This is a genomic window from Flavobacterium sp. CBA20B-1 (assembly GCF_028473145.1).
Lineage (GTDB): Bacteria > Bacteroidota > Bacteroidia > Flavobacteriales > Flavobacteriaceae > Flavobacterium.
Window position 1 is genome coordinate 544,546 of the sequence record NZ_CP092370.1, and the last position, 12,974, is coordinate 557,519.

Below are 12,974 nucleotides of genomic sequence, written 5' to 3' on the forward strand. Positions count from 1 at the left end.
TTTATGAAGATACATAATTTTAGTTCCGGTCCCAGCATTTTACCAAAAGAAGTACTTCAAAAAGCGTCTGAAGCCGTAGTTAATTTTAACGATTCTGGACTTTCTTTGATTGAAATTTCACATCGCGATCCAGCATTTGTTGAAGTATTAAACGCAGCCAGAAGCTTAACCTTAGAACTTCTAGATTTAAAAGACAAAGGTTTTTCGGTGCTTTTTTTGCAAGGAGGTGCTAGTATGGAGTTTGTGCGAATTGCTACTAACTTACTCAATAAAAAAGCGGGCTATATTAATACAGGAAATTGGGCAAACAACGCTCAAATGGAAGCTTCTTTTATTGGTGAAGTTCAAGAGATAGCTTCTTCAAAAGATAGAAACTATTCGTACATCCCAAAATCAATTCATATTCCCCAAGATATAGATTATGTACACATTACATCAAACAATACAATTTACGGAACACAATACAGCGAATTTCCAACTGTTGATGTGCCCTTGGTTTGCGATATGAGTTCGGATTTGTTTTCACGCGTTTTAGATTTTTCTAAATTTGATTTAATATATGCTTGTGCACAGAAAAATGCCGGCACTTCTGGGGTTAATCTAGTGGTTATAAAAAATGATATTTTAGGGAAGATAGAACGAGAAATTCCCAATATCATGAATTACAGTAAACATATCGAAAAAGAAAGTATGTACAATACTCCTGCTGTTTTTTCGGTATATGTGAGTTATTTAACGCTCAACTGGATAAAAGATAAAGGCGGAATTGCAGCAATGGAACGCAGAAATCGAGCAAAAGCGCATTTAATGTATTCAGAAATAGACCGCAATAGTTTATTTTATGGAACAGCACAGCAACAAGATCGGTCTATAATGAATGCCGTTTTTTATTTGAACGAACCACGTTTAACAACACTTTTTGATGATTGGTGCATCAAAAATGGCATCTACGGTATAAAAGGTCACCGCACAGTTGGCGGTTACCGTGCTTCTATGTATAATGCGTTGCCAATTGAAAGTGTGCAACATTTGGTGGGAGTAATGCAGCATTTTGAAGAATGTATTTAGAAAAAAAAACGTTTCAGTTGAAACGCTTTTAGTACAAAACAGTATCAAGTACTGTAAATTGTGTAGTAGTATCTGGACTGTAATTATACTTAATAATTAATTCTCCCACGACACCTTCTCCAAAAAAATCGATTATTAGCCATTTGTGATTTATAACCGACATTTTATTAACTTTTGTTGGTTTTCCAGACGCATCTAAAGGCAATAAAGGATTGCCACCTTCTTGTTTGTTTAAAGCACTGAAATCTTGCACCACTTTGCTCATAACTACTTCTAAAGATTGGGGAGCAAATTGCTTTTGGGCATTTTCATTCTTATCAATAGAAAAGTAAGCTGCTTCGTCATAAAGTTTTTTATAAATTTCTAAAGAATCCTTTATCATTACTGTGTTCAAAGCATTGTTCACCTCTTTTTCTTTGTTGCATGATAAAAGTAAAACGCTACTAATTGCAAATGTTATTATTTTGAATTTCATAATATTACGATTTTTGATTTTGTATATTATTTAAAGAGTCTTGCACTTTTTTTAATTTAATTTCTAATCGTTCAATGTGTTGTTCTTTTGCTTTTAATACTTTTGAATCATTCACTATCAAAAAAATATTGATAATCAGTGAAAACAAAAATAAATATAAATAAATACGTTTCATTTTAAATATCTAAAATTAGTTGGTCATACGCTAAAAAAACATTTTCGGGCAATGTTTTCTGTACCTCTTCATGAAAACCCATTTGAAAACCAATATGTGTGAGGTATGCTTTTTTTGGATTGATTTTTTGAATATGTATCAAAGCTTCTTCTAAATTATTATGTGTTGGATGCTCTTGAATACGCAATGCATTAATTACCAAAACATCTAAATCTTTTAATTGATCATAAGTGTGTTCGTCTAATGTTTTTACATCGGTTAAATATGCAAATGCATCCAAACGATAGCCCAAAATGGGTAATGAACCATGGTGAACATTAATAGGAGTGATTTTATTACCTTCCACATAAAAATCTTTTGAAGCTTCTACCTCATGAATGGTTACCGATGGTGCTCCTGGATACCTGTTTTCTGTTTCAAAAATGTAATCGAAGCGGTTCTTTAAACTTTCAATCACTCTTTTTTGTGCATAAATAGGCATTGATTTACTTTCCATAAAGCAATAAGGGCGAATATCATCTAAACCAGCTGTGTGATCGGCGTGTTCGTGTGTAAATAAAAGAGCGTCTAAACGATCATTATCAATACGAAGCATTTGTTGCCGAAAATCAGGTCCACAATCTATCGCTATTTTAGTGTGATTCCATTCAATTAAAACAGAAGAACGTAAGCGCTTGTCCTTTGCATTATTACTTAGACAAACAGGGTGTTTATTACCTATTACAGGAATACCTTGTGAGGTGCCAGTACCTAAAAAATAAACTTTCACTACATTCTTTTTTACAAAAATAGCACATTAAAAATGATTTTAGTAATTTTATGCCTAAACAATAATAGAAATATGAACAATTTTTTTGCAGAAGATTTAACACTACAAGGAGATCGAGTAACGGAACAAAAACAAGCACTTTCTGACAAAACATTAAAAATAAACCTGAATAAAAATATATACGGATCTTTTGCTGAAATTGGAGCAGGTCAAGAAACTGCACGTCACTTTTTTAGAGCCGGCGCAGCTTCGCGAACCATTGCCAAAGCCATGTCTGCATACGACAAGCAATTTAGCGATGCCATCTATACCGTAGAACCAGACGGACGCTATGTAACTGAAAACCGGTTACATAAAATGCTGAACCATGAAGTGCGGCTTTTGGAAGAACGCTTAGACGAAGCCGATAATCCCAACCGAATCTATTTCAGTTATGCCAATACCGTAGCAACGATAGATTTTGCTAAAAAATTCAAAGGTCATGGCTGGGTAGGAATTCGTTTTCAAAATGAGCCAAAGGGTGCTTTTAACGAAATCATCTTGCACATTCAATTCAAAGAAAACGATGTGCTGTTGCAGCAACGAACTTTAGGAACATTAGGCGTAAATTTAATTTACGGCGCATTTTATCAATACCACGACCCCAAAAAATTAATTTATCATTTGTACGACCATTTAGATAAAGATCAATTAGAAATTGATACCATTAACTTTTCAGGTCCGGCGTTTAAAGAGGTGGACAATCGTTTAATGAGTTTGTTTTTGGTGAAAAATGGAATGGCCGATGCGGTAATGTTTGCACCAAACGGAAAAAACATCCTTCCGGCAAATACCTTGTTTAGAAAAAACGTATTATTGCTTCGCGGTAGTTTTCGTCCGGTGACTGTTGTAAACATTAATATGTATCAAAAATCATTGAATCAATTTTTGGCAAAGAACAATTTATTGTTAGAAAACACCGCTGTTATTTTTGAAATTACCTTAAACAACCTTTTAGCTTTGGGTGGTGTAGATGAACAAGATTTTTTAGACAGAGCCGATTTACTTTGCGCAATGGGTCACACTGTAATGATTTCTAACTTCAAGGAATATTTCAAAGCGGTGGATTATATTTGGAATTATTCCCAAGAAAAAATTGCGCTAACAATAGGTATTCCAAGTTTAATTGAAATTTTTGATGCAAAGCATTATGCCAATTTAAGTGGCGGTTTGTTTGAAGGTTTAGGCAGATTGTTCAAACACGGTTTAGAAATTTATGTGTACCCTTTTTTGAATGAAGAGGAACAAATAATTACCAGCGAAAATATGGACCTTCATGACGATGCACTGAAACCAATTTATAATTATTTTAAAGATCAAAAGCAAATTATTGATATTCATAACTTTGAAGAGAAAAATTTGAAAATATTTTCTCACAAAGTGTTACAAAAAATGAAAGAGAACAATGAAACTTGGAAAGATGATGTGCCACAAATTGTTGCTGAAATGATTGAAGAACGAAAATTATTTGATCATATTTAAAAGAGAGAAAAAGAGTTCAAAAATGGAACTCTTTTTTTTATAACAATGTTAACAAATATCCCAAAACGGAACCACCCAAAACTACAAATGCACTGTTCATTTTTTTAAAGCTAAATACAGTAGCAATGCTTAAAAAAGTTATTAAAAGGCTGCGCCAGTCGGTAATGGTATCTTTTCCCATTTCAAAACAAACGGCTACTATCAGGGCAACAGAAGCCACATTCACGGCATCTAAAAAAACTGATAATAGTTTAGAGTTTCGCATTTTCTTCACAATTGGGTTGAGCAACGCCACAAACACAAAGGAGGGTAAAAATATGGCGATTGTTGAAACGATTGCGCCTGAAAAACCATTAATTTGATAACCGATAAATGTTACCGACGAAAAAACGGGACCGGGAGTAAATTGCCCTACTGCAATGGCATCAATCAATTGTTGTTTTGTTAAAAGCCCAGTTGCTACTAATTCTGTGTCGAGAAATGCAAACAAAACATAACCGCTTCCATAAAGTATTGCACCAATTTTTAGAAAAATCCAAAACAAATTGGCATTGGTTGCAGAAAGTACCGTTGTGTTTGAAATTTGTAAGAGAGTTATTGGGAAAAAACTAGTGAGAGCGTGTGGCTTTCTGTTTTTAAAATATGCTAAAGTCAATGCCAGAAACCCTGCACCAAACATCAAATATATTTCATTAATTCCGAATAAAGAGCCTACTAAAACCCCGATGCCGATAAGAATAAGCAATGTTGATTTTAACGATTTTTTTGCCAATGGAAAAATGGCTCCTAAAATAATGGCAATAATGGCTGGTTTTATCCCGTAAATAAATGGTTGTACTTTTGGAAGTTGTCCGTATTGTTTATAGAGATAAGCAAAAAATCCTGTAATAAAAACGGCAGGTAAAATAAAACAGAGACCTGCAACAATCAATCCTTTCCAACCGCCTTTTTCGTGCCCAATATGAATCGCCATTTCGGTACTATTGGGTCCCGGAATCAAATTGGTGGCACCTATCAAGTCTAAAAAGTGTTGTTCGGTAAACCATTTTCTTTTTTCAATAACTTCCTTCCGCATCATAGCAATATGAGCAGCTGGTCCACCAAACCCTATAACGCCCAATTTTAAAAATAGCTGAGCAATATCTTTTAAAGAAGCATCTTTTTCCATTTTCTGTTAAATTCTAGCTGTAAAATCTCTTTTGCAACCACAAACTGGCTTTTACCAGTAATATCAACACCGGAACTTCTACCAATGGTCCAATCACACCTACGAATGCTTGCGGCGAATGAATACCGAAAACCGCTATTGAAACCGCTATTGCCAATTCAAAGTTATTGCCTGTGGCTGTAAATGCAATCGAAGCATTTTTATCATAAGGAACTTTTAAAGCTTTGTTTATGAAGAAACTCACGAAAAACATCAATACAAAATAGATGATTAATGGTATAGCAACTTTAACCACATCCATTGGTAATTCTACAATTTTATCACCTTTTAAACTAAACATTAACACAATTGTAAACAGCAACGCATATAAAGTAAGTGGCGAAATAGCTGGTATAAATTTTCTGTTGAACCATTCTATTCCTTTAGATTTTACCAAAAAGAATCGACTTAAAAACCCTGCTGCAAACGGAATACCCAAATAAATCAATACACTTTCTGTGACATCTTTCATCGACACGCTTACGTTGAATTGTGCTAATCCTAATTGAGCAGGCAAAACGTTGATGAACAGCCACACCAAAAAACTGTATGAAAATATCTGAAAAACACTGTTTAAAGCTACCAACATTGCTGTATATTCACGGTTTGCCTTTGCTAAATCGCTCCACACAATCACCATTGCAATGCATCTTGCCAAACCAATCAATATTAAACCGGTCATGTAATCAGGATCGTTTCGCAGAAATAAAACAGCTAAACCAAACATTAATAATGTGCCAACCACCCAATTCAACAATAATGAAATGCCAATTACTTTTTTATCTTTGAATGCTTTCGGCAGTATGTTGTAATCTACTTTTGCCAATGGCGGATACATCATCAAAATCAATCCAATTGCTAATGGAATATTAGTAGTGCCGGTTGATAAATTGTCGAAAATTTTGGAGATGTCTGGAAACAGATTGCCCAACAACACACCAACCGCCATTGCGAGAAATATCCATAATGTGAGGTATCGATCTAAAAATTTAAGTTTTGGTTGCATTTTTATAAATTGATTTTTGAAAAAACATAAAACATTTCAGCTGCAATTTGCAAACTGCGTTCAGCATAAACTTTTGATTGCTCTGGCGAATTGTCGGCTATTTTTGGGTCTTCAAATGTGATTGGTATTCTTTTTTCAGCTCCGGAAATAAAAGGGCAACCACCATCTGCTTGTGAACAGGTCATCACTGCTGCAAATGCTGATTTTGGGTTAAAATCATCGTCGTATTTTTTTGAAAAACCAATAATCGACATGCTGTTTTCATTGTATTTTATCGCATAAACGGGGTTATTTCCTTCGGATAATTTAAGAATATTAAAACCTTGATTTTGCAAGGTATCTATTATGTTTGGATACACTGCAGTTGTTTCTGTTCCTCCGGAATAACATTGTATATGAGGAATATGGAAATGCGCAGCAGCCACTTGTGCCCAAATTTGTGCCAAATGACTTCTGCGCGAATTGTGTGTACAAATGAAGTTTATATTTATTTCTTGCTTATCTGCTGTTTTTTGCTGCACGAAATCGATAAGCGGTTGTAAAATATTTTTTCTTTCTGCCGGAATAGGAGGTAAGCTTTCGATGGTTTTTGATAAGAATGGATACATAAAATTAAATGTTTTAAATTAACAACATCCGCCGCCCGGAGTGCATGAATTACTGGTATTCACAGATAAATCTTCCAAATTCTTTTTTTGTTTTTCTGATGGAATTCCACAAGCATCTTCTGCCAAGCAAGCCGTAGTTTTATTTTTCAATACAAATGTTTTTCCATTGAAATCTAAATCAAATTTGCCGATGGTTTCCACTTGATATTCCACTTCAATTTCCGCATCTTCTATTCCTAATTTTTCTTCAGAAAGTTTAATAATGTTTAAAAGTTTGGTAGGTTTTAATCGATGGTTGTAATCATCGGCATTCCATAATTGAAAATTTATAACTTTTTCGGTGCGAACCACCCCGCCGCAATCAATAAATTTTTTGGTGATTTGTCCTACTTCTGTTACGTGAAAATGTTCGGGTACAAACGTTCCATTTTCTAATTGAAATGCAACATTTTCCAATGTTGGTAAAATTTCTTTAATGGTTGATAATTTCATGTTATTGAATGTTAAATTGTTTTATTGCAATATTACGATTAATAAAATTAAAAAAATGCCCTAGCAACATTTCTTAACACTTACATCATCTTTAAAAAACACAAGCAATTCGTTTTTTAGCGAAAGCCACACGGTTTCATCTATGCAATAGCATACGCTGGTTCCTTCAATGGTTCCTTTAATAATGCCCATGCTTTTTAATTCTCTTAGATGTTGCGAAATAGTAGCTTGTGCCAACCCCAATTCTTCTACCAAATCATTGCATATACAAGCATTTTGCTTCATAATATGTTGAATAATAGCAATGCGGGCAGGATGTGCCAAAGCTTTAAAGATAGCAGCCAATCGGTTTTGTTGTTCGTTGAATATTTCGGTTTTGGTAACACCCATTTTTTTATTTATTATATTGCAATATTACGATAAATAATGTTTACGAAAAATTTTAAGCGGATTTTTTTTATTTATCTTTATCTAAATTTAATCCACTATTTCTTCGTTTATTTGTTGGTCATCACCTTGTATGTGGGATCTTCTATAATGTTTATTGCAATGACGCTGTCGGCATTTTTTAATAAACGTCTGCAATCTTCACTTAAATGCTTTAATTGTACTTTTTTCCCTTGTTTATGGTACTTTTCGGTAATTTTATTTAGTGCTTCAATAGCCGACATATCCACAATTCTGCTCTCTTTAAAATCGATAATCACTTCCTCAGGGTCATTTATTAAATCGAATTTTTCTAAAAAAGCAGTTGTTGAACCAAAGAAAAGTGGTCCATAAATCTCGTAATGTTTCACTCCGTTTTCATCGATATATTTTCGGGCTCTTATTCGTTTGGCACTTTCCCAAGCAAAAACCAGCGCCGATACCACAACACCCACTAAAACCGCCAAAGCTAAATTGTGACGCATGATGGTTATTAAAGCTACTAAAATTCCTACAAAAATATCGTGACGCGGCATTTTATTAATGATTCTAAAACTCACCCATTCAAAAGTGCCAATAGCAACCATCATCATTACACCAACCAATGCTGCCATGGGAATTTGCTCAATCACAGGACCTGCAACTAAAATAATTAGCAAAATAGCTATTGATGCAACAATTGAAGAGAGTCTGGCTCTGCCACCTGCGCCCACATTTACTAATGTTTGGGCAACCATGGCACAACCGCCCATTCCACCAAAAAACCCATTTGTAATATTTGCTAATCCCTGAGCAGCAGCTTCACGATTCGATTGCCCTTTCGTATTCGTAATTTCGTCAACCATATTAAGTGTAAGCAAAGTTTCGATTAATCCCACACCTGCCATAACCAATGCATACGGAAAAATAATTTGGAGTGTTTCCAATGTAAAAGGTATTTGAGGGATGTGAAACGATGGAAGCGATCCGCTGACCGATGCAATGTCAATTACTTTTTTAGTCTCAATTCCAAAAAAATAAACAATGCCAAACACCACCAATATTGCTACTAAAGATGCTGGAACAGCTTTGGTAAACTTAGGTAAAACAAACACAATTGCTATGGTTAGCAGTGTTAGTCCGCCCATTGTATAAAGTGCCGATCCACTCATCCAACTTTCTACACCATTTTCCACAATTTTAAATTGAGCAACTTGTGCCATGAAAATAATTACTGCAAGTCCGTTTAAAAAACCAAACATTACAGGCTGCGGGATTAAGCGTACAAATTTACCCAACTTAAAAATTCCTACCAACATTTGCATGATACCTGCCAAAACAATTGCCGCAAACAAATATTCCACTCCATGCGAAGCAGCCAACGCAATGAGCACCACAACAGTTGCACCGGCACCTCCGGAAACCATTCCTGGTCTGCCCCCAAAAACGGCGGTAACAATTCCCATTAAAAAGGCTGCGTATAAACCAGTTAATGGTGATAAACCGGCTAATATTGCAAAGGATAAAGACTCTGGCACCATGGTCATGGCTACTGCTAGTCCTGCTAAAATTTCGTTTTTATAATCGACTTTTTGTTTGAAATCAAATAAATTGATGATTTTTTGCATAAAGGTATATTTTGATAGATAGGGGAAGGAAAGACGCTTTTCGAAAACAATCTCCTTTTTTTAGAATCTATTATTAAAAATAAGCAAAATGATCCCGTTTAAAGACGGAGCTATTTAAACTGATGATGTGTTTTTATTGTAAAATCGAGCAAAATTACTGAAATATGAGCATCCATCAAAAATTATTATAATTTTATTAGTGTTTTTGGTTCGTTTTTTGAAAGGCTATTTGTTAAATATCTTGAGCCATTTTGCGTATGGAGGTATTTATTTGTAAATTGTAGAATGTGAATAACTGAATCACTACTAAAAGTATAAATTTCTTAATTAAAATCAATATATGAGTAATTTTTTTGGAGCATCACCAATTTCTTATGATGACATCAAGAATTTAGAAGCCCAATCGGGCGATTTAATCATCTATGCTATTCCTTTAATGGCTTTTTTTACAGGTTTGGAAATTTGGTATTCGTGGTATTCTAAAAGAAATAATTATTCCACTAAAGAAAGCTTGGGTTCTTTGTTTGTTGGTTTGGGTAATGTGGTAATAAATTTAGCTTTTAAAGTAGGATTTATTTATGGAGCTGTTTACATATACAATACCGTTCCGTGGCGTATGGAATTCAATTGGTGGACATTAATTCCTTGTTTATTAATTTACGATTTATGCAGTTATATGGCACATCGTGTGTCGCATTTCAATAGGTTTTTTTGGGCTACGCATGTGGTGCATCACAGTGCCGACCATTATAATTTAACGGTTTCTTTTCGTTTAAGTTGGGTGCAACACTTTAAGTTGTTGTTCTTTTTGCCGGTAGCTTTTTTGGGTTTTCATCCCGTAATCTTCTTTATTGTAAATCAAATTTCGGTATTGTTCCAATTTTGGCAACACACGGAATATATTGGTAAATTGCCACGTTTTTTCGAAAATATTTTTGTAACGCCTTCCAATCACAGGGTTCATCATGGGTCAGACGAAAAATACATTGATAAAAACTTTGGGGCTGTTTTTATTTTTTGGGATAAATTATTTGGTACCTATCAACCCGAAGAAGAACGACCAACGTATGGTATCACTACCAAAATTAATAATAAATGGAATCCATTGTATTTAAACTTTCATGAATACGAAAGTATCGCCAGCGATGTGAAAGATGCAAAAAGCTTAAAAGAAAAGTTTTTTTATGTGTTTGGAAGTCCTGGAAAGATTGATAAATTAAAAAAGAAATCTGTAAAAGTTAAATAATCGTTCAGGGTTTGAAATCAACGTTTTAGAGAGATAAAAGGTGCGTTAAAAAAAAGTCCTCCGCGCAAATTAAATATCTCACCTTTTAATTCTCTTTGAGTAAAAAACCCCATTAGCGGAGGACCAAATGTCATTCTTTTAATAGAGTTTTTGAATCAAAAAGGTGAGTACGCAAATATAGAAACAAATTTATAAATCAAGCAAGTCTAGAACTAATAAAAATCTTTAAATATTAAATGCCACTGTTAATTTTAAAGCCTCGTTGCAAATGAAAACTCTATTATTTTTTTCAAAGTGCATTTAATTGCAGTGAATTTATAAAGCAGATAATGCTTACCTTAAAGATAAGCATTACCCTAAAGAACTAAAGGTGAGGTCGCGTTTACTAATTCTTAAGAATTTGCAATTGCTAATCACTAAAATAGCTCTGTATTCTTATTTCTTTAAAACGAAATTTTTCTGTTTGATGCTTTCACCCATTCATTTCTGTTGCAAACCCTACACTTCATTGCATGCTCTTGATTATATGAAACCGTTTCTCCACAAAAGGTACATGCATAAAAGATGCCAATTTCAAACGAATGTACAATATTTTTTAGGGAATCAGGCAGAATGGGCAACCCATATTTTGTTTGCTCTGTTTGGTAGAAATAAACACTTATTTCGCCGGAAATCTCTAAAATTGCATATTCAACCTGACCAAGATGAAAAACACTGTTTCGACGCATTTCCATAAAAAATTCATCTTTACTTAAAGTTTCTTTTGAAAAATCTTCTATAGCAAATTTTCCTTTTTTAATGATATATACTTCTTTGCCTTCCACCACGTTTTCGAGCCACTTAAACTTAAAAACCAATAAGGTTAGCAATTTGTAGCAAACGGCAATTACGCAAAAAGCCACTAAAGCATTTAAAATACCAATTTCTTTATAAATCATAGGATCTCCCGCAGCAGACCCCAATCCTAAAATCACAACTAATTCAAAAACAGATAATTGTTTTACACCTCGCTTGCCTAAAATGCGTAAGAAAATAAGGATGACTAAAAACATCACAAAAGTTCTAAATGCTATTGAAAGCATAAACGTCCAATTATTTTTACCTAAAAGTAATCCTTCTAAATCCATAAAAATGTTTGTTATGGTAGATTTTTATCTATTTATTAATTGTAATTTTGGATCTTGGTGTTATTTAATTGACAAAATTATTGACTCAATTTGGGTATTTTTTGTACAAATAAGGTACAAATTCATCAATAAAAAAAAAATTACAATTTAATAAGCACGCCTTTTCGTTTAACGATATTTTTGTAATCCCACTGAATGTTTATCGATTTTTCCAACCAGCGTTCTAAATCGGCAGCGATAATTTCATCTTCATGGTTATAAAAAATCGATGCGTCTTTAAATTTCGCTCCACGAACATTTAACAAATCTTCATCAAAATCTGCACCACTCCAAAACATTAGTCGAATACCTGCTTTTTGTTTGCTGTAACCAACGATCGGGTTTCCGTTGATAAACCAAACTGGATGCCCATGCCAAATTTTACTTTCTGCATTTGAAAGGTTTTGAGATATAAGTTTGTTCAATACATTGCACACTTCTTGGTGTGGTTGCGTTTGCTTGCTGTTATAGCTTTCAAAAGTTTCCATTTTTATATAGTTGATAGTGTTGCCACATATTTATCAATATACCATTCTTTTTCTTTTGATTTATATTGTTGAATATACCGCGGATGCTCTAGAACAGTAATTTTTTTAAACAAATGGGCTTCATTGTTAATTTCATGAATAAATGTAGCATTTTTAATACCTAAAACAAAAACTTCTTCACTATTTAATCCCAATGAAATGTGTTTTTTTAAGCAAGAAACCATAAAATTTTTTACATTTTTGAAAAGATTTTTATCATCGTAATAATTGGCATTCACCCAATTATTTGATTTGTTCTGCCGAATAATGGCCAACGGAAAAGGAGAGTTTATATAAAAATTACGGTAAAAAGCATCAGCACCGCCAAAAGCTTCGATCACATCATATAGAAAAACCGAAGAAATTTCATGAGTGTGTGCCGATTTCATTTGAATGCCACAAACGCTTTCTAATCGTTTTGTATCTGTAAATGGCACACCAGTGACACCCGCACCATGCCGGCTTGGGTTAATACCAATAATAAATTTTCGTTGGTTGGTGTCGTTGTAGTATTTTTCATAAAACTGTTGCATCACCACCAACGTTTCCGGGTTGCTATGATATGGGTTCAATACCTGAAACCCATTGGGCAACAAACCCTTATATGCAATTTTTTTATTAAAAGCTATGATTTTTTCGGCAAATTGTTCCATTTGAAGTGCTACTTTCTGCTATTAAACC

Annotated in this window: 14 protein-coding genes; 3 read left to right on the forward strand and 11 right to left on the reverse strand. The window is 33.9% G+C overall.

The annotated features are described in order from the left end of the window. Positions 1 to 3: 3 nt before the first annotated feature. A complete protein-coding gene (gene serC, locus MG290_RS02790) occupies positions 4 to 1,068 on the forward strand; it encodes a 3-phosphoserine/phosphohydroxythreonine transaminase (RefSeq protein WP_264562392.1) in 1,065 nt (354 codons plus the stop codon). Between the two features lie 28 nt (positions 1,069 to 1,096). Here the strand turns inward: serC and MG290_RS02795 are convergent, their stop codons facing one another. Beyond that, on the reverse strand, positions 1,097 to 1,543 hold the full coding sequence (locus MG290_RS02795; RefSeq protein ID WP_264562393.1) for a hypothetical protein: 447 nt from the start codon (positions 1,541 to 1,543) through the stop codon (positions 1,097 to 1,099). Between the two features lie 176 nt (positions 1,544 to 1,719). Continuing rightward, positions 1,720 to 2,487, reverse strand: a complete 768-nt coding sequence (locus tag MG290_RS02800) for an MBL fold metallo-hydrolase (RefSeq protein WP_264562394.1) — start codon at positions 2,485 to 2,487, stop codon at positions 1,720 to 1,722. Between the two features lie 72 nt (positions 2,488 to 2,559). Here MG290_RS02800 and MG290_RS02805 point away from each other — a divergent pair, with 72 nt between their 5' ends. Continuing rightward, complete coding sequence (locus tag MG290_RS02805) at positions 2,560 to 4,008, forward strand: TonB-dependent receptor (protein WP_264562395.1); 1,449 nt, start codon at positions 2,560 to 2,562, stop codon at positions 4,006 to 4,008. 37 nt (positions 4,009 to 4,045) lie between these two features. Here MG290_RS02805 and chrA read toward each other — a convergent pair whose 3' ends face one another. The 6 genes from chrA to MG290_RS02835 all read right to left on the reverse strand — a co-directional run bounded on the left by chrA (position 4,046) and on the right by MG290_RS02835 (position 9,354). Then, positions 4,046 to 5,176, reverse strand: a complete 1,131-nt coding sequence (gene chrA / locus MG290_RS02810) for a chromate efflux transporter (RefSeq protein ID WP_264562396.1) — start codon at positions 5,174 to 5,176, stop codon at positions 4,046 to 4,048. A gap of 13 nt (positions 5,177 to 5,189) precedes the next feature. Beyond that, on the reverse strand, positions 5,190 to 6,221 hold the full coding sequence (gene arsB, locus MG290_RS02815) for an ACR3 family arsenite efflux transporter (RefSeq protein WP_264562397.1): 1,032 nt from the start codon (positions 6,219 to 6,221) through the stop codon (positions 5,190 to 5,192). Between the two features lie 2 nt (positions 6,222 to 6,223). After that, positions 6,224 to 6,829, reverse strand: a complete 606-nt coding sequence (locus MG290_RS02820; RefSeq protein ID WP_264562398.1) for an arsenate-mycothiol transferase ArsC — start codon at positions 6,827 to 6,829, stop codon at positions 6,224 to 6,226. Positions 6,830 to 6,847: 18 nt separating this feature from the next. Next, positions 6,848 to 7,321 carry a DUF6428 family protein gene (locus MG290_RS02825; protein ID WP_264562399.1) on the reverse strand — a complete coding sequence of 158 codons (474 nt, stop codon included), beginning with the start codon at positions 7,319 to 7,321 and terminating at the stop codon, positions 6,848 to 6,850. A gap of 60 nt (positions 7,322 to 7,381) precedes the next feature. Beyond that, on the reverse strand, positions 7,382 to 7,711 hold the full coding sequence (locus tag MG290_RS02830; RefSeq protein ID WP_264562400.1) for an ArsR/SmtB family transcription factor: 330 nt from the start codon (positions 7,709 to 7,711) through the stop codon (positions 7,382 to 7,384). Positions 7,712 to 7,818: 107 nt separating this feature from the next. Next, positions 7,819 to 9,354 (reverse strand): SulP family inorganic anion transporter, encoded by a 1,536-nt coding sequence (locus MG290_RS02835; protein ID WP_264562401.1) that lies wholly within the window; start codon positions 9,352 to 9,354, stop codon positions 7,819 to 7,821. Positions 9,355 to 9,694: 340 nt separating this feature from the next. Between MG290_RS02835 and MG290_RS02840 the strand changes: the two genes are divergently transcribed. Continuing rightward, positions 9,695 to 10,600: a sterol desaturase family protein gene (locus MG290_RS02840; protein WP_264562402.1), complete on the forward strand. Its 906-nt coding sequence runs from the start codon at positions 9,695 to 9,697 to the stop codon at positions 10,598 to 10,600. Between the two features lie 443 nt (positions 10,601 to 11,043). Here MG290_RS02840 and MG290_RS02845 read toward each other — a convergent pair whose 3' ends face one another. The 3 genes from MG290_RS02845 to MG290_RS02855 form a co-directional block, all read right to left on the reverse strand. Next, on the reverse strand, positions 11,044 to 11,727 hold the full coding sequence (locus tag MG290_RS02845; protein ID WP_264562403.1) for a DUF421 domain-containing protein: 684 nt from the start codon (positions 11,725 to 11,727) through the stop codon (positions 11,044 to 11,046). Between the two features lie 140 nt (positions 11,728 to 11,867). Continuing rightward, positions 11,868 to 12,254, reverse strand: a complete 387-nt coding sequence (locus tag MG290_RS02850; RefSeq protein ID WP_264562404.1) for a DUF1801 domain-containing protein — start codon at positions 12,252 to 12,254, stop codon at positions 11,868 to 11,870. A 2-nt stretch (positions 12,255 to 12,256) separates the two neighbouring features. Next, the gene (locus tag MG290_RS02855) at positions 12,257 to 12,946 is read right to left on the reverse strand and encodes an SMUG2 DNA glycosylase family protein (RefSeq protein ID WP_264562405.1); all 690 of its coding nucleotides are present in this window, start codon (positions 12,944 to 12,946) and stop codon (positions 12,257 to 12,259) included. Positions 12,947 to 12,974 lie beyond the last annotated feature (28 nt).

What these genes read in the sequence shown, in the direction of transcription:
- MG290_RS02845 (WP_264562403.1), bottom strand. Translation starts at nt 11,727, where the DNA reads ATGGATTTAGAAGGATTACTTTTAGGTAAAAATAATTGGACGTTTATG.
- MG290_RS02820 (WP_264562398.1), bottom strand. Translation starts at nt 6,829, where the DNA reads ATGTATCCATTCTTATCAAAAACCATCGAAAGCTTACCTCCTATTCCG.
- MG290_RS02830 (WP_264562400.1), bottom strand. Translation starts at nt 7,711, where the DNA reads ATGGGTGTTACCAAAACCGAAATATTCAACGAACAACAAAACCGATTG.
- MG290_RS02795 (WP_264562393.1), bottom strand. Translation starts at nt 1,543, where the DNA reads ATGAAATTCAAAATAATAACATTTGCAATTAGTAGCGTTTTACTTTTA.
- MG290_RS02825 (WP_264562399.1), bottom strand. Translation starts at nt 7,321, where the DNA reads ATGAAATTATCAACCATTAAAGAAATTTTACCAACATTGGAAAATGTT.
- MG290_RS02855 (WP_264562405.1), bottom strand. Translation starts at nt 12,946, where the DNA reads ATGGAACAATTTGCCGAAAAAATCATAGCTTTTAATAAAAAAATTGCA.
- arsB (WP_264562397.1), bottom strand. Translation starts at nt 6,221, where the DNA reads ATGCAACCAAAACTTAAATTTTTAGATCGATACCTCACATTATGGATA.
- MG290_RS02835 (WP_264562401.1), bottom strand. Translation starts at nt 9,354, where the DNA reads ATGCAAAAAATCATCAATTTATTTGATTTCAAACAAAAAGTCGATTAT.
- MG290_RS02805 (WP_264562395.1), top strand. Translation starts at nt 2,560, where the DNA reads ATGAACAATTTTTTTGCAGAAGATTTAACACTACAAGGAGATCGAGTA.
- MG290_RS02840 (WP_264562402.1), top strand. Translation starts at nt 9,695, where the DNA reads ATGAGTAATTTTTTTGGAGCATCACCAATTTCTTATGATGACATCAAG.
- MG290_RS02850 (WP_264562404.1), bottom strand. Translation starts at nt 12,254, where the DNA reads ATGGAAACTTTTGAAAGCTATAACAGCAAGCAAACGCAACCACACCAA.
- serC (WP_264562392.1), top strand. Translation starts at nt 4, where the DNA reads ATGAAGATACATAATTTTAGTTCCGGTCCCAGCATTTTACCAAAAGAA.
- chrA (WP_264562396.1), bottom strand. Translation starts at nt 5,176, where the DNA reads ATGGAAAAAGATGCTTCTTTAAAAGATATTGCTCAGCTATTTTTAAAA.